At 51.0% G+C, this 21,277-nt stretch carries 18 protein-coding genes; 10 read left to right on the forward strand and 8 right to left on the reverse strand.

Translation table 11 applies throughout. The features are described 5' to 3' along the window. Window positions 1–798: 798 nt before the first annotated feature. Together CBP31_RS14905 and CBP31_RS14910 are read left to right on the forward strand one after the other, a co-directional pair. The gene (locus CBP31_RS14905; RefSeq protein WP_087038438.1) at window positions 799–1,422 is read left to right on the forward strand and encodes a hypothetical protein; all 624 of its coding nucleotides are present in this window, start codon (window positions 799–801) and stop codon (window positions 1,420–1,422) included. Between the two features lie 253 nt (window positions 1,423–1,675). Beyond that, window positions 1,676–2,842: a mechanosensitive ion channel family protein gene (locus CBP31_RS14910; RefSeq protein ID WP_087038439.1), complete on the forward strand. Its 1,167-nt coding sequence runs from the start codon at window positions 1,676–1,678 to the stop codon at window positions 2,840–2,842. Between the two features lie 64 nt (window positions 2,843–2,906). On the opposite strand, the gene glpD is transcribed toward CBP31_RS14910, so the two are convergent. After that, window positions 2,907–4,460, reverse strand: coding sequence for a glycerol-3-phosphate dehydrogenase (gene glpD / locus CBP31_RS14915; protein ID WP_087038440.1), 1,554 nt, complete (start codon window positions 4,458–4,460; stop codon window positions 2,907–2,909). A 138-nt stretch (window positions 4,461–4,598) separates the two neighbouring features. Here glpD and CBP31_RS14920 point away from each other — a divergent pair. After that, a protein-coding gene (locus tag CBP31_RS14920; protein WP_087038441.1) for an IS3 family transposase occupies window positions 4,599–5,791 on the forward strand; the annotation gives its coding sequence in 2 pieces (ribosomal slippage) (window positions 4,599–4,896 and window positions 4,896–5,791; 1,194 coding nt in all). A gap of 74 nt (window positions 5,792–5,865) precedes the next feature. On the opposite strand, the gene glpK is transcribed toward CBP31_RS14920, so the two are convergent. Next, window positions 5,866–7,368: a glycerol kinase GlpK gene (gene glpK, locus CBP31_RS14925; RefSeq protein ID WP_087038442.1), complete on the reverse strand. Its 1,503-nt coding sequence runs from the start codon at window positions 7,366–7,368 to the stop codon at window positions 5,866–5,868. A gap of 51 nt (window positions 7,369–7,419) precedes the next feature. Then, window positions 7,420–8,205 (reverse strand): penicillin-insensitive murein endopeptidase, encoded by a 786-nt coding sequence (mepA, locus tag CBP31_RS14930; protein ID WP_227875059.1) that lies wholly within the window; start codon window positions 8,203–8,205, stop codon window positions 7,420–7,422. 378 nt (window positions 8,206–8,583) lie between these two features. Between mepA and CBP31_RS14935 the strand changes: the two genes are divergently transcribed. Further along, window positions 8,584–9,192 carry a hypothetical protein gene (locus tag CBP31_RS14935; protein WP_087038443.1) on the forward strand — a complete coding sequence of 203 codons (609 nt, stop codon included), beginning with the start codon at window positions 8,584–8,586 and terminating at the stop codon, window positions 9,190–9,192. A 193-nt stretch (window positions 9,193–9,385) separates the two neighbouring features. On the opposite strand, the gene CBP31_RS14940 is transcribed toward CBP31_RS14935, so the two are convergent. The 4 genes from CBP31_RS14940 to CBP31_RS14955 form a co-directional block, all read right to left on the reverse strand. Beyond that, window positions 9,386–10,018, reverse strand: coding sequence for an MBL fold metallo-hydrolase (locus CBP31_RS14940; RefSeq protein WP_087038444.1), 633 nt, complete (start codon window positions 10,016–10,018; stop codon window positions 9,386–9,388). A 220-nt stretch (window positions 10,019–10,238) separates the two neighbouring features. Then, window positions 10,239–11,339 (reverse strand): tRNA 2-selenouridine(34) synthase MnmH, encoded by a 1,101-nt coding sequence (gene mnmH, locus CBP31_RS14945; RefSeq protein WP_227875060.1) that lies wholly within the window; start codon window positions 11,337–11,339, stop codon window positions 10,239–10,241. Window position 11,340: 1 nt separating this feature from the next. After that, window positions 11,341–12,378 (reverse strand): selenide, water dikinase SelD, encoded by a 1,038-nt coding sequence (gene selD, locus CBP31_RS14950; protein ID WP_087038445.1) that lies wholly within the window; start codon window positions 12,376–12,378, stop codon window positions 11,341–11,343. Window positions 12,379–12,704: 326 nt separating this feature from the next. Next, window positions 12,705–13,913 (reverse strand): class I SAM-dependent rRNA methyltransferase, encoded by a 1,209-nt coding sequence (locus CBP31_RS14955; protein WP_087038446.1) that lies wholly within the window; start codon window positions 13,911–13,913, stop codon window positions 12,705–12,707. Window positions 13,914–14,110: 197 nt separating this feature from the next. Between CBP31_RS14955 and CBP31_RS14960 the strand changes: the two genes are divergently transcribed. The 4 genes from CBP31_RS14960 (at window position 14,111) to arsB (ending at window position 16,788) form a co-directional block, all read left to right on the forward strand. Further along, window positions 14,111–14,443 carry a metalloregulator ArsR/SmtB family transcription factor gene (locus tag CBP31_RS14960; protein WP_087038447.1) on the forward strand — a complete coding sequence of 111 codons (333 nt, stop codon included), beginning with the start codon at window positions 14,111–14,113 and terminating at the stop codon, window positions 14,441–14,443. Then, the gene (locus CBP31_RS14965) at window positions 14,444–14,956 is read left to right on the forward strand and encodes an arsenate reductase ArsC (RefSeq protein ID WP_087038448.1); all 513 of its coding nucleotides are present in this window, start codon (window positions 14,444–14,446) and stop codon (window positions 14,954–14,956) included. Further along, window positions 14,953–15,681 (forward strand): arsenical resistance protein ArsH, encoded by a 729-nt coding sequence (arsH, locus tag CBP31_RS14970; protein WP_087038449.1) that lies wholly within the window; start codon window positions 14,953–14,955, stop codon window positions 15,679–15,681. The genes CBP31_RS14965 and arsH overlap by 4 nt, the downstream gene beginning before the upstream one ends. Before the next feature lie 72 nt (window positions 15,682–15,753). Then, complete coding sequence (gene arsB / locus CBP31_RS14975; RefSeq protein ID WP_087038450.1) at window positions 15,754–16,788, forward strand: ACR3 family arsenite efflux transporter; 1,035 nt, start codon at window positions 15,754–15,756, stop codon at window positions 16,786–16,788. Window positions 16,789–17,141: 353 nt separating this feature from the next. Here the strand turns inward: arsB and CBP31_RS14980 are convergent, their stop codons facing one another. Further along, window positions 17,142–18,665, reverse strand: a complete 1,524-nt coding sequence (locus CBP31_RS14980; protein WP_087038451.1) for a fumarate hydratase — start codon at window positions 18,663–18,665, stop codon at window positions 17,142–17,144. A gap of 207 nt (window positions 18,666–18,872) precedes the next feature. On the opposite strand from CBP31_RS14980, the gene pabB reads away from it, so the two are divergent. Together pabB and CBP31_RS14990 are read left to right on the forward strand one after the other, a co-directional pair. After that, complete coding sequence (pabB, locus tag CBP31_RS14985) at window positions 18,873–20,267, forward strand: aminodeoxychorismate synthase component I (RefSeq protein ID WP_087038452.1); 1,395 nt, start codon at window positions 18,873–18,875, stop codon at window positions 20,265–20,267. A gap of 316 nt (window positions 20,268–20,583) precedes the next feature. Then, the gene (locus tag CBP31_RS14990) at window positions 20,584–21,147 is read left to right on the forward strand and encodes a CoA pyrophosphatase (protein ID WP_087038453.1); all 564 of its coding nucleotides are present in this window, start codon (window positions 20,584–20,586) and stop codon (window positions 21,145–21,147) included. Window positions 21,148–21,277: the final 130 nt, after the last annotated feature.

The raw sequence follows: 21,277 nt of genomic DNA on the forward strand, positions 1-21,277 counted from the left end.
CAACTAACAGGTTTATCGTAAAAATAGGGTGTACAACATGCGACTTAAAACACAAGTTGCCATGATGAACGTCGTCTCATCAGTTGAGATACACCCGTTGCGATCACCATCTAGGTTTAAGCATCGAGTGCCCGAATGTCAAACTATGAACCCAAAAAAAGTCTGTTAGCCAGCAAGTTTTAACTATTTATTACTCACTCATCTGTTAAAGAAACGGTGAAAATAACAGCGACTTATGACAGTGTTTTTAACGACGAGTGGTTGATTAGGTCGCCAAATGAGCGTGTTGAGTGGGAGCTAGTTCAAGTTTAGACGCTGTCGTTACTTTCGCCAGTTTTAACGGTAAAGGACGCAAATCACCTAAAAAAATCAGTAATCAGCCGTTTAGTTACTCGCGACGCAAGGTGACGCGAGTTCATACAAATTAACGGGGGAGAGTAAGATCATGAACAAGCTTAAATAGCTGTATAGGGCTGCGCTTTGGAAATGTTTATCCCGTAACGAATAAGCCAAACTGGCCATGCTTAGACTCGTAACGGTAGCGCTAAGTCTTTATTATTCCCTCAAAATTTGGCATCAACCTCGGTCTTCACATGCTGGCGCTGATAGGAAATAGCTTAATTAGCGATAAACGATGAAATTTTAAAGTATATGCTGTTGGCGTTATGCGTTGGCATTCTATCGGCTGGTAATCATGGCTTTGAAGACGAAATACAAAATTAAGGCCGGTTCAAGCATTGAGGTGTTGAATGAATTATCGGCATTAATAGGTGTAAAAAATAGCTAAGGAGTGAGGTTTTGGTTTATGTTAAAGGTCTGCATAAGGTGCTGGGGCTGCTGATGTTATTGCCGATCTTAGGCTGGGTAGTGACGGGAGTCTTGTTTTTTATGAAGCCCGGTTATCAGGCCGCCTTTGCACCGTTAACGGTGAGAACGTATCCGTTAGATGCAGAGTTACATATTCAGCCCGCGCATGATTGGCAAGAGCTGACTCTGTTGCACACCGTCTTGGGCCATCATTTATTGGTAAAGCAGCAAGATAAGGGATTGCATTTAGACGCTATTAGTTTGCAGCCGTTTACGGCCACGCTTGAACAGACCACTTTGTTAGTCAATGAAGCTATTGCCGAGAATCCTGAGCGTTATGGGCGTTTGACCGAGTGGGACGGCAGCCAAGGCCTAACCAGTACGGGAGTGGTAATCAACCTTGATTGGCAGCAGCTGGCATTGCGTCAATTAGGGCCTGATACTCAGCGCATCAATAGCTGGTATAAAATACATTATTTACAATGGACGCCCTTTAAAGCGGTGAACGATGTGTTAGGTATAGTGGGCTTAGGTTTTTTATTGCTGCTCAGCCTGTGCGGCGGGGGGTTATATTTGCGACATCAATGGCATTTAGCACTCTCAGATAAAGATTAAGCTCGCTGGCCGCTATATTGAGGACGTGCGCAAGTCATAACAGCGCCTAGCGCTAAGCACCAAGCGCCGAGCTAAAAGACCAACACTGCCCTTATATTGAGCTTGGTGTTTGGCGCTGCCTTTAAGACCACTATTTTTCCTTCAGTTGTCCGTGCCTCTCGTGGCCGATAGGTTTTAGTTTTTAAGACAAATTGACCGAAAATTCCACAGAAGTTATGAGCTATTACTTAGCACCAATACAAGGACGTATTTCATGGCGACATCAAGTTTTACTTTATTGTGGGAACAGTTTGAAGAAAGTTTACAAGACACCAGTAATGCCTTGGGCATGAGTGGTTTGAACTGGCAAGAGCTGATGGTCGCTGGGATTGGGCAGCTATTGGTGTCGCTAATGATACTGCTGCTATTTGGTGTTTTTTACTGGTTGCTGGCCAACTTGCTTAAGCTAGTGTTGGGCCGAACCCGCTACGGCGAAAAACCCTTTATTGCCGCCAAAAGGGTGCTGCGCTATTTAATTGGCTTGGCGGTGATCATTGCGATATTGGCACAATATAATGCCCCCGACGCCGTGCTAAAAGGCGCGGCTCGCGCAGGGCTAATGGCATTGGCTTTTTATGTGTTATGGCTATTGTTATCGCGAGGGTTAACTTCCAACTTATCGCGGCATCATATTGACTCGTCGCTAGAACAATTGTGTAAAAATACCTTGTCGGTAGCCTTGATTGCCATGGGCACCATCACAGTACTGGCGCAGTTTGGTTTTGATGTGCTGTCGATTGTGGCGGGTTTAGGCATAGTGGGTATCGCCGTGGGCTTTGCGGCGCAGTCGACTTTGGCCAACTTTATCGCCGGCATTACCTTACTGATTGAGCGGCCGTTTCGCATCGGCGATTGGGTAAAAATTCACGGGGAAGAAGGCAAGGTGATCCGCATTGCCTTTCGCACCACTTGGCTGCGCACCCGCGATAATGTGTTCACCATGATCCCCAATGAAAGAGTGGCCACCTCAGATATTATTAATTTCAGTGTCGAAGGGCCCACGCGAATTCGCATTCCTCTGGGCATTGCCTATAAAGAGTCGGTTGCCCATGCCCGAGAGGTGATCATGCCCTTGTTGTCGGCTCATCCTATGGTGATCACCAATGAGCAAATGCAGCCACGGCTGCAGTTGCGTGAGCTGGCTGACTCGTCCTTGAATCTCAGTGCTCAGGTGTGGGTGCATGCGAAAGATATCGAAGTAAAAGGGCGCATTTCTTGCGAGCTGTTAGAGACCATCAAGCTGGCGCTGGATGATGCCAACATTGAAATGCCATTTCCGCATTTGCAGTTGTTTATTGATGAAGCGAAAGGATTGGAGCCTTGGCTAAACTCAGAGTTTAAGCGACCTGCGGCTAACCTTAAGCCTGATGCAGAGCACTAAGAGTAAAGTACCGAGAGAGGGCGCAGTGCCACGCGCTGCGCCGATTTTATTGTGTTGCCGGCATCTAGTGTTGTTTGGTCTGCATATAGTTTTGTAGGCGCTCTTGTTGCTCGGTAGTTAGCACCAAGCCCAGCTTAGAGCGGCGCCACAAGATATCATCGGCAGTATAGGCCCATTCATTCTTCATTAAGTAATCCACTTCTTTTTGACTTAAGCCGCCACCAAAATCCGTACCCAGTGCCTCAAGCGCGCTGCAACCATGTAAAAAATGATGGCAAAGCGTGCCGTAACTGCGAGCAAAGCGCGCCAGCGTCGCTGACGGTAACCAAGGGTATTGGTTTGTTAGCTCCATGATGAGCGCAGGCTGTGAACTAAAATGGCCGCCAGGTAATTTGGCGGTGCCGGTCCACGGGCCTTTAATGTGCTTAAAGAAAGGACTAATGGCGTCAGTGGCGGCCTCCGCCAGCAGCCGATAGGTGGTGAGCTTGCCGCCAAATACCGATAATAGCGGCGCTTCACCAACCGGTGCATCCAAGCTAAAGGTGTAATCGCGGGTCGCCTTTTGTGCCTGACCTTGGTGCTGCTCTGGTTGTGCACTTGCTACGGGGGCGTTAGCCGTTTTCTCATGGCTCGCATGCTCATCATCCAAGAGCGGCCGCACCCCTGAATAGCGCCACACCACATCTTGGGCACTAATTTGCTGTTTAAAGTGTTCATTCACCACTTGGCACAAGTAGTCGATTTCAGTGTCGCTGATCTCGACCTCGCGCGGGTCGCCTGCATAATCCACATCCGTGGTGCCAATCAAAGAGAAGTGCTGCTCATAGGGCGTCACAAATACGATGCGCTGATCGCTGTTTTGTAAGATATAGGCTTCGGGCTCGTCGTGGATGCGCGGCACTACAATATGACTGCCTTTCACCAACCGCAGTTGTTTAGGCGCAGGCAGGGTAATTACCTCATCAAACAAGGAGCTGGCCCAAGGGCCGGCGGCATTGACTAAGGCGCGACTGTGATAGGTTTGTAAGGCGCCGCTGTCGGTGCTTTGCAATGTTATCTGCCAAATGTCGCCGTGGCGTTCGGCCTTAATGCAACGGGTGCGGGGCTTTATCTCGGCACCTTGTTGTTTTGCCGCCATGGCGCACAATACCACTAAGCGCGCATCATCTACCCAGCCATCTGAATACTCAAAGCCACGGCTAATACTGCTGACGAGTGGGCTATCAGCGTTAAAGCGAATGGCGTTAGAGCCCGCTAAGCGTTCACGTTTGGCTAAATTGTCGTATAAAAACAAGCCAATGCGCAGCATCCAGCCCGGGCGCAAGTGCGGTTGATGGGGCAGGCGAAAACGCAGTGGCCACATAATGTGTGGCGCATTGTTGAGTAGCCGCTCTCGTTCGGCCAGTGCTTTCTTTACTAAGCAAAATTCATATTGCTCTAAGTAGCGCAAGCCGCCGTGAATAAGCTTGCTGCTCGCCGATGACGTCGCCGAGGCTAAATCGTGGCTTTCGCACAGCGCTACCTTTAGACCACGGCCTGCCGCATCCATGGCGATGCCGACGCCATTCACGCCGCCGCCAATCACCAGTACATCTACTTCTGTAATGCCTGCAGGCATAATTTGTCCTTAAACATATTCAAGGTGAGGCGTAAGGGGATAAGAGTGAGGCGAAAGTACCAAGCCTGAGTCTTGGTTTACGCCTGCTCCCTGGAATGGCCCTGAATAAGTAGACACTTCTTCAGAGTGAGGAAGTGTATGCAATACCGAACCAAACGTAAATTTAGTAATGAATTTAAGCGGGAAGCCGTTAAACTCTCTGTTTCATCACCTAAAACATTAGCTGAAATCTCCAGTGAGCTGGGGGTGCATCCGAACGTATTAAGCCGTTGGCGTCGAGAGTGGATAATGGACAAACCAGATTCGAAACAGGATAAGCCCGTTAAAAATGAAGGGCCAGATAAAAGCCTGCGTCAGTTAGAGCAAGAGAATAAGCGTCTTAAGAAAAAGCTAGAGCGCGCTGAACTGGAACTCGATATCTTAAAAAAGCTGGAAGAGTACGCTACCAAGACACGGCGATAAAATTTTCCTTCATCGACCGGTATCGCAGCATGAGCTGGACGGTACTGGTGATGTGTCGCGTACTCCAGGTATCTCGTGCGGGTTATTATTGTTGGAAGCAGCGCCAACGAGAGCCTTCGGTTCAGGCGGAGCGTCATCGCAGTCTGCTCGCCTTTTTATTGGCTGAAGCTGAACAGCAACATGGTATTGCGGGTTATCGGAAATTGTGGCGCGAAGCGGTTGACCAAGGCTTTGCTTGTGGTAAGAATCAAGTGCAACGCCTATTACAGAGTGTGGGCTACCGTTCTTGTGTCGCGCCAAAGCCCGGGCATCGTAAACATAAGCCAGGCATCGCTGCGACGCCAAATCTGTTAAACCGACAGTTTACGGTTGCAGAAGAGAACCGTGTTTGGGTGTCAGATATAACTCAAATACGCTGTGAAGAAGGCTGGCTCTATCTGGCGGTGATAATCGATCTTGCTACCAGACAGGTAGTGGGCAAGGCTCAAGGGCCGGTTAATAGCGCTGAATTAGTGATTAAGGCCTTAAAGCAGGCTTGGAAGAAGCAGAAGCCTGATGGCCGTGAGCTGATGTTCCACTCAGACCAGGGCAGCCAATATCATTGTCTGGCGACCATGACGTGGTTGAATAAACGTAAAGTGACTATCAGCATGTCTCGCCGGGGAAACTGCTGGGATAATGCGTGTTCAGAAAGCTTTTTTGCTTTACTGAAAAAGGAATGGACCCGCCGTTTAGGGCTTTTAACTCGTAAAGAGATGGCAGAAGAAATACACTTCTACATCACGCAGTATTACCACAAAGTAAGACAACACACTGCGCTGGGAGGATTAACCCCCAACGCATATGCGCAGCAACTTAATGCTGCTTAAACTGGTGTCTACTTTAGTCGGGCCATTCCACCCCTCACTCTTTAATCTTTACTCTTCACGCTTCACCATTGCGATTAACCAACCCAGTGCCGAGAGCGGCTGACCGCTTTTTGCCAGCCTTGATAGAGCGCCTCACGTTGGGCTGGCTCCATATTGGGCGTGAAGCTTTGTGCGGTTGAGACAAGCTTGGCAAGCTGCGCGGTATCTTGCCACATGCCAACCGCCAACCCTGCTAAAAATGCCGCGCCCAAGGCGGTAGTTTCCAGTACTGTGGGCCGAATGACCTCGATATGACTGATATCGGCCTGAAACTGCATTAATACTTTATTAGCACAGGCACCGCCGTCGACTTTAAGCTCACTCAAGGTCACCCCCGCATCTTGTTGCATGGCATCTAATACGTCGCGACTTTGGTAGGCGATGGCTTCTAATGCGGCTCTAATAATGTGATTGCGATTAGCACCGCGGCTTAAGCCGATCAAGGTGCCCCGCGCATACGGGTCCCAATAAGGGGCGCCTAACCCCGTGAAGGCCGGCACTAAATACACGCCATTGGTGTCGTCCACTTTAGCGGCAAAATAGGCGGTGTCTTCGGCTGAGCGAATTAAGCCCAGCTCATCACGCAGCCACTGAATAATGGCGCCGCCCATAAATACCGAGCCTTCTAGCGCATAATTCACTTCGCCTTGTGGGCCAATGGCCAAAGTAGTCAGCAGACCAAACTGGGAGTTCACCTTCTGTTGGCCGGTATTCATCAGCAAGAAACAGCCAGTGCCATAGGTATTTTTAGCCATGCCTTTGTGTACGCACAATTGGCCAAACAAGGCCGCTTGTTGATCGCCAGCCACGCCGGCAATGGCTACCTTGCCGCCTTGGCTACCGCCTAACTGTACATGGCCGTAAACATCGCCTGAGGCTTTTACTTCTGGCAACAAAGACTTAGGGATATCCAGCGCCGTTAATAAAGTGTCATCCCACTGCAAGGTATTAATATTAAACAACATGGTGCGCGAGGCATTGGTGAAGTCGGTGGCGTGCACGCGGCCTTCGGTTAGCTTCCAGACCAGCCAAGTGTCTATGGAGCCAAACAGTAATTCGCCGCGTTCTGCTTGCTCACGAGCACCGGCCACGTTATCGAGCAGCCATTTTATTTTGGTGCCTGAAAAGTAGGCATCTATCACCAGCCCAGTGTTTTCTTTTACATAGTCGCTCAAACCTTGTTTGCTGAGCTGCTCGCAAATTTCGGCGGTGCGCCGACATTGCCAGACAATGGCATTATGAATGGGGCGCCCGGTGCGTTTATTCCAAATTACCGTGGTTTCACGCTGATTAGTGATACCAATAGCGGCAATCTGTGCCGGTTTAATGCCGGTTTTGGCTAACACCTCCGTTAGCGTGGCACGCTGGCTGGCCCAAATCTCCATGGCATCGTGCTCTACCCAGCCCGTTTGTGGGTAAATCTGACCAAACTCCCGCTGGGCGCTGCCCTGTACTTGGGCTTGATCATCAAAAATAATGGCCCGCGATGAGGTGGTGCCTTGATCGAGGGCGATCACATAACGAGGCTGGGTCGACATAAATACTCCTGTTTAGCCAATACAAGTTGAACACCAATAACTCGCGATCAGTTAATAACCCGGTACCCAGGACTGACAGCGGGGCGGCAACGCTGGTCGAAACGGGGTGGTGCTGCCACCGCCGCTCAGGGCGCCAGTTTTATCTTTCAGCCAGCTATGCAACTCGCGGTCACACCCAGTGCCTGCCGGCACGGGCGCTTGTGGCACACAGTGAATGTCTGCTTTAGGGCACTGCAAACGCACATGAAAATGGCCAGAATGGCCATACCAAGGCCGCAGTCGGTTAAGCCAAGGCGCATCTCCATAGGTATGGCACATGGCTTGCTTGATTAACGGATGCACAAATATGCGACTCACGCGCTCATCTTGGGCCGCCAAGGCAATCAATTGGCGCTGCTGGTCTTGAAAGTGACTATTAAGGATATAAAGCTTGTGATTGACCATATCAATTTCCGGCACCTGCTCAAGCTGGCTGGAGCTCACGGGCTTAGGTGGGGTGCGCAGCCAAATGTCTGCATCCAAGCCGGTTTGATGGCTGCGATGGCCAAAATTAAAGGGGCCGCCGCGCTGCTTGGCCATGTCTGCTACTAGCATGGGCGGCAGCTCGGCTCGTTCGACTTTTTTACCTAAATTATGTAAATAATCGATTAACACCGGCTGGCCATAAAAACGTTCACGACTGGCGCGGATCACATGAAAGCCCGTACCCGTACCAGGCAAAGCTTGGCTACTAAACTGGCAACCCGCCGCATAGCCGCCCACCGCTTCAGCACTTGTTATGTGCGGTGCTAACCCGACCATTAAAGCCAACCAGACCGCGCCTTTCCATTTGCTCATAGGTTCTCCTGACCATAAGGCCACATTAAATAGCGAGTAGACTGCTTATTGAAAGCTGGTGGATGCAGGTTGTCAGTGGCATCCCAGAGAAATAAGCAGGTCAATTAAAAATGACTCATATGATGACCTTACAATAAAACGCATGGTTAGGCTTTGTTTTGTTAGCGGGTTTGGCTGCTTTGTTTCTCCATTGAGTTTGTTGACGCTGAGCCGCGAACTTACCTCTAAAAAATGGCCGTTGGTGAGGGTCATTGCTTACTAAGCGCGAGATCTAAAGGCACCCGCGAGTAGGCTAGGTTTGGGCAGAGCTGAGACCTTTATTTATGCCGATGCAATTTTTTGCTAGGGTAGGGCACTTTTTGCCAGATGGAAGATGTTATGTCAGTGCAGCGCTTACCTTTAGAGCAGGTATTAGCACAGCCGTTAAGCTTTGTGTTAGCCCCGCCTGTGGTGCGATTTTATTTAACCCATACCTTGGCATTATTGGCGAGTCTGGCGGTGGTAATTTGGGCCCTGATTGATGGCCAAGCCGGCTTTGGCTTAATCCACTGGGTAGGCGTAATTTTTGGCGGTACCTTATTATTGATCAGCCTGTGGCCGTCCAGCTGGAACCGAAAGTTGCTGATCAATCTGGCTTTTGACGAACAGCAATTATATCTGGTGAATGGCCTTACCCAAGAAGCCGTAACAGTACCGCGTGAACGGGTGCGGGCCGTCAATCACAACAAATTGCCGGGTCACGACGGCGCTATTATTGCCTTTACCTTAGATCTCACCTTAGACGACGCTGAGCTGGCTCTGATCCAATACACGCTAGACGCCAAAGTGGAAGAGCGTTTTCAGCTCGATGATAACGGCTATCGCTTTGGTTTTGTGGCGAACTGGCAGCGCAGACGTGCTTTGCTGGCGACCATAGCGGTACTCGCCCCAGCAGTAGTGATCCCAGAACCGGTTGATGAAGATGAAGACGACGATGATTGGGGATAAATAAATAGCTGAAGAGTGAGGCGTAAAGTGTGAAGGGGCTCTGATTTAGCCCCCGACTCTATGCCGTCCTGCAGGGCTTGCCCTGATATCTCGCACTTAGCCCTCACTATTAAAAAAATGAGATCCTGAATCGAGTTCAGGAAGACGGCATTAAAAACCCTGTTTTCTGTTTAGCTTTGTGCTGGGCGCTTTATTATCGCAAATAAGGATTATGCAGGCGTTCGTGGCCAAAAGTACTCTCGGGGCCGTGGCCGGGGACGAAGGTGATGTCATCGCCGAGCGGCAGCAGGGTGTCCTTAATGGAGTTAATTAAGCTGCTATGACACCCCTGCGGAAAGTCACTGCGACCCACGCCACCATTAAAGATAACATCGCCCACAAAGGCCAAACGCTGAGTCGGGTGCACAAATACAATATGTCCTGGCGTGTGGCCGGGGCAAAAATACACATCCATCACTTCTTCACCGACCTGCACCTTATCACCGGCTTGTAACCACAGCGTTGGGGTAAAGGCGAGAACAGGGCTTAAGCCAAACATCTGGGCTTGTTGGTCGAGGCCATTTATCCAAAACGCATCCTCGCGACTTGGCCCAATCACAGGCACAGATTTAACGGCCAGCAGCTCGCCGGTGGCGCCCACGTGATCTAAGTGACCGTGGGTCAATAAAATCGACTCCAGTGTGAGGCCGCGTTTCTCGATTTCGGCCAATAGGCGCGGTGTTTCACCGCCAGGATCTATTAAGGCGGCTTTGTTGGTGGCGGAGCACCACACCAGACTGCAGTTTTGGGCAAAGGCCGTGACCGGCAGCGTGATGCGATTAAGCATGATGTTGTTTCCTTAAATTTTAACCTAAAAGAGAAAGAGTATTTTTGCCACGAAATACACGGAAGAAGACAAATGTACGAAAATATAAAGTTATGAAAATATAATATTTCTAATAACGATATTTATTTGGCTTTTATCCGTCGGTTCCGTGTATTCCGTGGCTTGAGAGTATTTAGTCTTCACACTCTGTTTAACATAATCAGTAAGCTGGCGCAGTGGTTTAAACTTGCTGCTTTGCCAACCAATGCGCGAGTTCTTCTTCATTGCCGCGCATGACTATGCGGTGTTCTTTACTGTCTTGATGGCGCAGATAAATAGGGTCGTAATAACGGCCTAAAAGATCGGTTATCCACTCTTGATGACCGTCGCAACCGTGGCCTAACAATTGCTGATTAATAGCGCCGGTCATTTGCTGGGAGAGCTGGCGCCAATCTCGATCCCCTAAGCGTTTGTATAAGCGCTTTAAGCTGTCTTGCAAATATTCACTTAAGCGTGAAACATCCCCATTAAAGCGCACCAGCATGGTTTCTACATAATCCTGCTGAATTTGGCGTACTCGCTGCTCAAATGGCACTTCTAATAGCAATACGGGGACTTGCTGCATCCGCTCGTACACGCGCTTGGGCAGTGGGCAGCGGCCTATCATGGCACTTTCATCTTCCACCAGCCAAGACTCAATGCCAGCACGGCGCTGTTGTAAGCGGGCAATCGCCAAGCGGTTTTCAAAGTCGATGGGGGTGGGTTGTGGCTCAGCCCAGTGGCCAAAGCTGGAGCCTCTGTGATGGGCATAGCCTTCCAAGTCTAATGACAACGGGCTGCGCGCCAGCCAATCTGTTTTGCCGCTACCAGTAAAGCCTGATAACACATAGCCTGGTTGCTCAAAGCCGGTTTCAATTTCTTGCAATAAGCGTTGGCGCAGCGCTTTATAGCCGCCTTCAACGCGGGTTACCGGCCGGCCAGCTTCTGCCAGCCATTGTTGTACGGTTTGGCTGCGCAGGCCCCCTCTAAAGCAATAAATCATGCCGTTAGGGTGCAAAGTCAGCCAGTTTAGCCAAGCCTGCAAGCGTTGCTCACGCAACTCGCCGTTTACTAACGAATGGCCGAGGCTAATGGCCGCTGCTTGGCCTTGCTGTTTGTAACAGGTGCCCACTTGGGCGCGCTCGTCGTCTGTCATTAAAGGCAGATTGGTGGCGAGCGGAAAGGCACCTTCACTAAATTCAATGGGGGCGCGCAAGTCCAGTAACGGCACATCGTCCGCTAACAACTGGTCGTAATCTGCCGTTAATTTAACGGTTTTGTGCAATGCAATGCTGTTTTTCAACTCACTCACCCAGCACCTCGATGCGATGGGTGCTGGGAGCGGTCAGCTCGCCAATGGCGTTTAAGTGTAAGTCGTGTTGCTCAGCCAACTGTAAGAAATCATTAACTGCCGCAGGGCTCACTGCCACTAGCAAACCGCCACTGGTTTGCGGATCACATAAAATCTGTTGCTGGCGCGGGGTTAAGGGTGCCAACTTATGGCCGTAGGCTTCAAAGTTACGCAAAGTGCCACCCGGTGCGGCACCGGCGGCTAAATAATGATCCAGCTCAGGCAGCAGGGGGATCTTATCCATGTGCAAAACGGCACTGACATTCGCGCCATCACACACTTCCGCCAAATGCCCCATCAAACCAAAGCCGGTGACGTCTGTCATGGCGTTCACGCCGGCTAAGCGGGCAAAATCTTGGCCGGGTTTATTTAACTGACACATGACTTCAGCTGCCAAGGTGGCGTGCTCGGGCAATAACAGGCCTTTTTTCTGGGCGGTCGATAAAATGCCAATGCCTAACGGTTTAGTCAGGAATAATAAATCGCCGGCGCGGGCGGTGTTGTTGCGTTTAACTTGATCAAGCTGGATTTGACCGGTTACGGCCAAGCCAAAAATAGGCTCAGGCGCATCTATGCTGTGGCCACCGGCCAGTGAAATACCTGCGTCCATGCAGGCCTGACGGCCGCCATCAATCACTTGCTGGGCAATTTCGGGTGCTAATACATTGACCGGCCAGCCCAAAATGGCAATGGCCACAATCGGCGTGCCGCCCATGGCATACACATCGCTAATGGCGTTGGTGGCAGCAATGCGGCCAAAGGTGAAGGGGTCGTCGACGATGGGCATAAAGAAGTCGGTGGTGGAAATAATGCCCATGCCATTGCCAATATCGACCACGGCAGCGTCGTCCCGGCTGTCGTTACCCACGATTAAGCGCGGGTCATTAAAGCGTGGCAGTTGGCTGTGTAAAATGGTGTCGAGCACGGTGGGCGAAATTTTGCAGCCGCAGCCGGCGCCGTGGCTATATTGAGTGAGGTGTATGGGTTCCACTTGGGCTTCCTTGGGTTCACTGACAGAAAGCGGTCATACTACTCCTAACGGGCAGGGCTGTGAATAAAGAACACGGGGTTTGTGAGGGCAAGCAGGGTGGCTGGGCGTAAGAGAAGAGTGGTCAGGGCTTGATTTGGGCTTAAGTTTCCCATAAAAAAAGGCGCAAGATGATGACATCTCACGCCTTAGGTCTCACCCCTCGCTTTTTATTGGGTGCTGTGTCATCGACAACTTCCGCCTTCGGCGAAATGCGAGAGCAAGCGTTCGCCTACAAAGACTGTGCATCGGTTTGGCAAGGGTGTGCTTCACGCCTCACAGCAAAGCGATTACCAAGCTTGTACCACTAGGCCTTTTAAGTAATGACCTTCTGGGTAAGCGGTGCCAATCGGGTGATCCGCCGCTTGGTTTAAACGCTCCAGAATTTGCGCATCGCGCCCGGCATCCAGTGCCGCATCGGCCACCACTTTTTGGAACAAATCTTGGCTCATCAAACCCGAGCAAGAGAAGGTCAGCAAAATGCCGCCAGCATTAAGCAGCTGAAAGGCCAGCATATTAATGTCTTTATAACCGCGACAGGCACCATTGAGCTGGGCTTTGCTCTCGGCAAATTTTGGCGGATCCAGCACTATTACATCAAAACGTTGACCTTGTTCGCGATAAGTACGCAGCAACTTAAACACATCGGCTTGTTCAAATTTAACGCGGCTTAAGTCCAGCTTATTGAGGGTTACGTTCTGCTCGGCCAAGGCCAATGCGGACTCTGACATATCGACGTTGATAACTTCTGCAGCACCGCCTTTTAGCGCGTATACGCCAAAGGTGCCTGTGTAGCTAAAGCAGTTTAATACGCGCTTATCTTTACAATAACGGGCGGCAATGCGGCGGTTATCGCGCTGATCCAGATAAAAACCGGTCTTATGACCGTTTTCAACGTCGACCAAGATTTTTACGCCTGGGTTTCCTGCAGTTGCGTTTTCTTCAATCACAATCGGCTGCTCGGGCAAGGTGCCAGACAAGACGCCTTTGCGCTCGGCCAGGCCTTCTTTCTTGCGCACAGCTACATCAGAGCGCTCATAAATACAGGCATCGGGGTACAAGGTATTCAGTGCGGCCACTATGGCTTTACGCCAGCGCTCGGCACCCGTGCTCAATAGCTGACACACCACCACTTGGTCATACACGTCTATGGTGACGCCGGGCAAACCGTCAGACTCAGCGGCGCATAACCGGTAACCGGTTAAGCCTTGCTCATCAATCAATGGCTGGCGGCTGTCTTTGGCACGGGTTAAGCGCCGTAAAAAAAAGGCCTCGTCGATCACTTCGTCTTTATCAAAGCTCCACACGCGGGCGCGAATTTGCGACTGGGGAGAGTAAAAACCTCGGGCGAGCCATTCGCCTTTTTGACTAACAATATCCACCGTATCGCCGGCGTTTGGTTGGCCGAGTACCTTATCTACGGCACGAGAAAACACCCAAGGGTGGCGACGTTGTAGGGACTTTTCTCGTCCGGCGATCAGAGTAACTGTGATGGTCATGGGCATGCTATGTAAAGGAAGCGGGCAGTGATTTTAAAGGGTTGCGCCACTAAGCACAAATAAGCCGCGAAAATAAATATTAAAACGGCGAATGCCGCTCATTTTTACTACCTCACGCATCGGATATTGACATGCGTTTAATCATATATATGATTATTCGCATGTTTGATTATTTGTATGTGTGGGAGTAAGTGGTCATGTCGCCGTTGGTGTTTTTTAAATGCCTTGCCGAAGACACGCGCTTAAAGTCTTTGCTGCTGATCTTTCAACATCAAGAGCTGTGCGTTTGCGATCTGCAACAGGCATTGCAGCTAAGCCAGCCTAAGGTGTCTCGCCATTTGGCTGAGCTGCGAAAATGCGAGTTATTGATGGATGAACGCCGCGGCAAGTGGGTCTATTACCGTTTACACCCAGAGTTGCCGAGTTGGGCCCGCCAAATATTGCAGCAAACCGCCGCCCATCATCCGGACTATTTACAACACTGCGAGCAACAATTGACTCGTGACTCCACATCATGTGAGCGTGAATAAATGAAAATTTTATATATTTGTACCCATAATCGCTGTCGTAGCATCTTGTCTGAAGCCGTGACTCAGCATAATGGCCAAGGGCTACTTGAGGCGAGAAGTGCCGGCAGTCAGCCCGCGGGTGCCGTGCATCCATTATCTTTGGTGTATTTAGCCGAGGCGGGAATTAATACCGCTGAACTGCGCAGTCAGTCTTGGGATGAATTCGAGGATTTTGCACCGGATGTAGTAATTACGGTGTGCGACAGTGCGGCGGCAGAAACGTGCCCAGTATGGTTTGGTAACAGCTTAGTCCTGCATTGGGGTTTGGTGGATCCGTCTAAATTAACCGGTACCGATGAAGAGCTGGCGGACGCCTTTCGCCACGCTATTCGCTTAATCAATGACAGAGTAGACGCTCTACTAACCGTGGCGCGCCAAGAGCCAGCACAGTGGCCCGCAGCCCTGTCTTTATTAGCCGCACAGCTCGCAAGTAAAGAGTCCCCAGATACACAGCCTTCAGGAGTGAACCCATGAGCCTAACCGACATCAGTTTGCCAGATCTTAGTTTACCCAATATAGACGAGCAGCATTTTCAGTTACCGCACTTCTCCCACACAGAGACCGGTGCCCATAAGCCGCGCATCTTGCTGCTGTATGGCTCTTTGCGCCAGCGCTCTTTTAGTCGGTTAGTGGTGGAAGAATGCGCCCGTTTACTGCTGTTTATGGGGGCGGACGTGCGCATTTATAATCCCACCGGCTTGCCGTTGGCTGATGGCGATGATGTCGAACACGCCAAAGTACAAGAGTTGCGTGAGCTCGTGAACTGGTCAGAGGGCCAAGTGTGGTGCTCGCCGGAGCGCCATGGCGCCATGACGGGCGTGATGAAAACCCAAATTGATTGGATACCGCTTAGCCTAGGCGCGGTACGTCCCAGCCAAGGTAAAACCCTGGCGGTAATGCAAGTATGTGGCGGTTCTCAGTCATTTAATGCGGTGAATCAGCTGCGTATTTTAGGGCGTTGGATGCGCATGATCACCATTCCTAATCAGTCTTCGGTGGCCAAGGCATTTATGGAGTTTGATGATAACGATCGCATGAAACCTTCGCCTTATTACAATCGCATCGTCGATGTGATGGAAGAGTTGCTGAAGTTCACGCTACTCACCCGTGATAACAGCGCCTATTTAACGGATCGTTATTCAGAGCGCGTAGAAACTGGCGAACAGTTGATAAACAGAGTCAATCAAACTGCCTTGTAGCCTTGTAGGTCAGGAATCATGCAGGTCAGAAATCAGGTAAATCAGAAATCAGGTAGATCAGGAATAAATCAGATGGGCGTATTTGAACGTTATTTATCGGTGTGGGTTGGCTTAAGCATAGTGGCGGGCGTGCTGTTAGGCCAAGCGGTGCCCGGTGTGTTTGCAAGTTTGGCCCATTTAGAATTTGCGCACGTGAACTTAGTGGTGGCGGTACTGATTTGGGTGATGATCACGCCCATGATGATCCAAATCGACTTTGCCGCCGTAAAAGATGTGGGCAAAAAGCCTAAAGGTTTGCTTTTAACGCTGGTGATTAACTGGCTGGTGAAACCCTTTACCATGGCTTTTTTAGGTTGGTTATTTTTTCGCGTGCTGTTCGCCCCTTGGGTGGATCCGAGCACGGCGGGGGAATACATAGCCGGCATGATCTTACTGGGCGTAGCACCCTGTACGGCCATGGTGTTTGTGTGGAGCCAGCTCACGCGCGGCGACCCTAACTACACCTTGGTGCAAGTGTCGGTTAATAACCTGATCATGGTGTTTGCTTTTGCGCCTTTGGCCGCCTTGTTGCTGGGCATGAACGCCATTGCGGTACCTTGGCAGACCTTATTGTTATCGGTGGGCTTGTATGTAGTGCTGCCACTGGTCGCCGGTATTCTTATCCGCTTGCTGTGGCTACGTCTGCAAAGTAAAAAGCCGGCGCCACAACCGGTATCGGTATTGGTGGCGCGTTGTAAGCCTTGGTCGATATTGGGTTTACTGGCCACGGTAGTGCTGTTATTTGGCCTGCAAGCGCCGACTATAGTGGCGAAGCCGTTAGTGATTGGCTTAATCGCCATTCCTTTAATGCTGCAAACCTACGGTATTTTCGCGCTGGGTTATTGGCTGGCGCTAAAACTCAAGCTCCGCCACAACATAGCCGCTCCCGCTTGCATGATTGGCACCTCTAACTTTTTTGAGTTAGCGGTCGCGGTGGCCATAGGGTTATTTGGCCTACATTCAGGCGCAGCACTGGCCACAGTAGTAGGCGTGTTAGTAGAAGTGCCGGTGATGCTCTCGTTAGTATGGTTTGCCAACCGCACTCGGCCCTGGTTTGAGAGCGCGTGAGGTGGGAAGTGAAGCGCGAGTGTAAATTGTAGATACTCTGTGGGGGGCAAGATTTTACGCCGCTCTGTTGTGATACTCCCTTATTCCGTCATTGCGAGCGTAGCGCGGCAATCCATGCTACAGCGGCGCGGTACATAACTATGGATTGCCGCGTCGTTGCACTCCTCGCAACGACCAAGGGGTTTGGCTCTGGCCTGTTGTTGGGTCGGCCTATTTTAATAAAGAGTATTCGACCGGCTTGGAGTTGCGGGCTACAACAGACATAACATTTGTTACCTAACCCAAATAAAAACACCGAGCATCTGCTCGGTGTTTCAGTATTCTTTCACGATTCACGATTCACGATTCACGATTCACTGGGAACTGAGTCGGGCATCCAGCTCTTCGATTTTGGCGCGCCAAATGGCGGGGCCGGTGACGTGGGCGTTATTGCCCTCGCTGTCTACCGCCACTGTTACCGGCATGTCTTCCACCTCAAACTCATAGATGGCTTCCATACCTAAGTCTTCAAAGGCCACCACGCGGGCTTTCTTCACCGCCTTGGCGACCAAGTAAGCGGCACCGCCTACGGCCATTAGGTACACGGCTTTATGCTGCTTGATAGACTCAACGGTAGCGGGGCCGCGTTCTGCCTTGCCGACCATGCCGATCAAACCGGCTTGCTCTAGCATCATGTCAGTAAACTTATCCATGCGGGTCGCAGTAGTGGGGCCAGCAGGGCCCACGGCTTCATCACCAATGGCATCTACTGGGCCAACGTAATAGATAAAGCGGTCTTTAAAATCAACCGGCAGCGTTTCGCCGTTACTGAGCATTTCTTGAATACGCTTGTGGGCGGCGTCGCGACCGGTCAGTAACTTGCCAGACAACAACACAGTTTCGCCCATTTTCCACTCTTTGATCTCGGCCCGCGTAACCGTATCTAAATTTACGCGGCGTGCGCTATCGCCCACCTCCCAGGTCACTTCTGGCCAGTCTTCCAGTCTTGGCGGCGTAAGTTCCGCCGGCCCTGAGCCGTTTAGCGTAAAGTGCACGTGGCGAGTGGCGGCACAGTTAGGGATCATTACCACCGGCTTTGAGGCCGCGTGGGTTGGGGCGGACATAATTTTGATGTCCACGACCGTGGTGAGTCCACCTAGGCCTTGGGCACCAATACCCAGCTTATTGGCTCGTTCAAAGATGTCTAAGCGCAGCTTTTCTTCGGTAGTAACAGCACCGCGCTCGATCAGCTCATGAATATCCACCGGATCCATTAATGACTCTTTGGCCAGCACCGCGGCTTTCTCGGCGGTGCCACCAATACCAATGCCCAACATACCCGGTGGGCACCAACCGGCACCCATAGTGGGCAGTGTTTTTAACACCCACTCGGCTACGTCATCGGACGGGTTAAGCATGGCCATCTTGGCTTTGTTCTCAGAGCCACCGCCTTTGGCCGCAATGGCCACTTCCACTTCTGCGCCTGGCACCATGTCGATGTGCACCACAGATGGGGTATTGTCTTTGGTGTTGATACGCTTACCGGCCGGATCCGCCACAATTGAGGCGCGCAGCGGATTATCGGGATTTAGGTAGGCACGACGTACGCCTTCATCCACCATTTCTTGTACTGTTAAGTCGCTGTCCCACTGCACTTGCATGCCAATTTTTACGAAGCAGGTGACAATGCCGGTGTCTTGGCAGATGGGACGATGACCTTCGGCGGCCATACGCGAGTTAATTAAAATTTGCGCGATGGCGTCTTTGGCGGCGGTGCTTTGTTCTTTTAAATAGGCTTTTTCTAGCGCTTGTACGAAGTCCAAGGGATGGTAGTAAGAAATGTATTGCAGCGCATCGGCAACTGATTCGATAAAGTCCTGCTTTTTGATAATGCTCATGGCTTCCTCTTGCGGGTCTGCGGTGGCTCAGAGTTGGGGCAATATAATGGCCTTATAGTTCGAGGTCTGTATTTATGACTCGAAAAATAAGGCACGGCACCAGACTCGGCTCTGTATTGTTATATTGGCGCTATGATACGCTTCACCGCCCTAAGCTGGCCAGCCTGAGCGCCGGGCAGATGTCAAAACTGTCGAGTGGATTACAAAATGGGACTGCCTTTGCATATTTACAGCCAAGCGTTTGATGGCGCTGTGCATGATTTCTTTTCGCCAATTGCTCATTTAACCTGGGCCATGTTGCTGGAGTCGGGCGCGCCATTAGGCACAGATAGCCGCTTTCATATTATCAGCGCCGAGCCACGAGCGACCTTAGTCACCCAAGGTGCAGACACTGTTATTGAGCACTTTGAGCAAAACCAAAACCACAACCAGCGCTATCGCTCCACTGAGTCGCCGTTTGCCTTACTCAAGCACTGGCAAGATAAGCTAATAGGTGAAGTAAGTTTGCCTGAATCACACCAACATCTGCCATTTTGTGGCGGGGCGCTGGGGTTGTTTAGCTATGACTTAGGCCGTCGAGTGGAGCGCATTCCCAGCCTCGCCATTAATGAACTTACCACCCCCGACATGGCAGTGGCGCTGGTGGACTGGGCTTGGGTGATTGATACCGAGCTACAGCAGGCGCACTTATTGGTGCTGGGTGATGAAGCCGCTTTAAGTGCGCGCTTGGCTTGGTGGCAGGCTCAGCAAGCGAAGACTGCTGAGCCGTTTAAGCTGTTAAGCGATTGGCAGGCGAGCAAGACTCAAAGTGAATATGAAACTAGCTTTAATACCGTGCAGGATTATCTGAGCGCTGGCGATTGCTATCAAATTAATCTGACGCTGCGCTTTAATACAGTCTTTAGCGGTGACACTTGGGCTGCTTATCGCCAGTTAAGTGCGCAAAATCAGGCGCCATTCTCGGCCTTTCTGCAATTACCCAGCAGTACCATTTTAAGCTTGTCGCCAGAGCGCTTTATTGCGCTGGACGGGCGGCGCGTTGAAACCAAGCCCATTAAAGGTACCCGTCCCAGAGGCATGGATGCGGCGCAAGATAAACAACTGGCCGATGAGCTAAGTGTGGCGCCTAAAGACCGCGCCGAGAATCTGATGATAGTGGATTTATTGCGCAACGATATCGGTCGTGTCTGTGTGCCGGGCTCGGTAAAGGTGCCGTCATTATTTGCCATCGAATCCTTTCCGGCGGTGCATCATTTGGTGTCGACCATTACCGGCGAGCTCAATCCTGCGCTCACCGGTGCCGATTTATTGGCAGCCACCTTTCCCGGCGGATCCATTACCGGCGCGCCCAAGGTGCGGGCCATGGAAATTATTGAAGAGCTAGAAAAGTACCGCCGCCATGCCTATTGCGGCAGCATCGGCTACATTAGTGCTCACGGGCGCATGGACACCAGCATTACCATTCGCACCCTAGTGGCAGAGCTTGACCAGCTGTATTGCTGGGCCGGCGGCGGTATTGTCGCCGACTCACAAGCCGATGACGAATATCAGGAGTTATTTGATAAGCTGGGTAAAATATTACCCGTATTAGCTGAGTTGTAACAAAGTAGCGCCGAGGGCCGGCGCCAAGCGCCAAGGAAGACACAGCTGTTGTAGTCTTGCGTTGTTAGTCCTGCGCTTTAAGTCGATACGCACCATTTAGCTGACTGCGAATATTCACTGGATATTCGATTAATCTGAAATGGTTCGTCACGGCGAGACAGGCTCGCCCCAGCAAAGCAAGAAGGCATTAAATAATCCCGCCGAGACGGGACTGCCAGCTAAAGCGGCAGGCTACAGCAGTCATCACTCTTTGTTGTTTTCATCGCTGTACGAAGGGCCCGAATACCATAGCAAAAATAGGCTTAGGTTTTGAACCATGACGTTAGATGAACTAAAAACACGCATTAATTTATTGACGCCAGGCCTTGATCCGCATTTGCCGAGTCATGCGTTTCCGGCGGCGGTGCTGATGCCCTTGCTGCAAACGGGGCAGGGCTTAGAGCTGGTATTAACCCGCCGTAGTCGACATTTGCGCCATCATCCGGGGCAAGTGAGCTTTCCCGGAGGGCGGGCAGATGCCACCGATACCAGCCTGTGGCACACGGCGCTGCGTGAAAGTTGGGAAGAAATTGGCCTCTTGCCTGAATTGTGTCAGCCCTTGGCTCAGCTGCAGGCCCAGCATACGATTTCGGGTTTCGCACTCACGCCCTTTATTGGCCTAATAGAAGGGCATCCACAATTTAAGCTCAATCCGGCCGAGGTCGATGAGCTGTTTCAAGTACCGCTCGATTACCTGCTGGATTTACGCCATCACCATTTGTACCAGTTGCGCCGCCAAGGCCGTACTCATGAAGTGGTGTTTATTCGTTGGCAAGGCTTATGGATTTGGGGCATTACCGCCACCGTTATCCATCAGTTCGCTCAGCAGATTGCTCGATAACTCGCGATCTTAATCACATATTTCACTGCTAAATCTCCCAAGCCTAAAATTTCATTGGGGCTAGCGCTCAAATATCCCTACAATTCTTCAACTTTAGTTGATGGTTGCGCCTAGCGCTTAAACGCACCGC

It is taken from the genome of Oceanisphaera profunda, from assembly GCF_002157895.1.
Taxonomy (GTDB): Bacteria; Pseudomonadota; Gammaproteobacteria; order Enterobacterales; family Aeromonadaceae; genus Oceanimonas; species Oceanimonas profunda.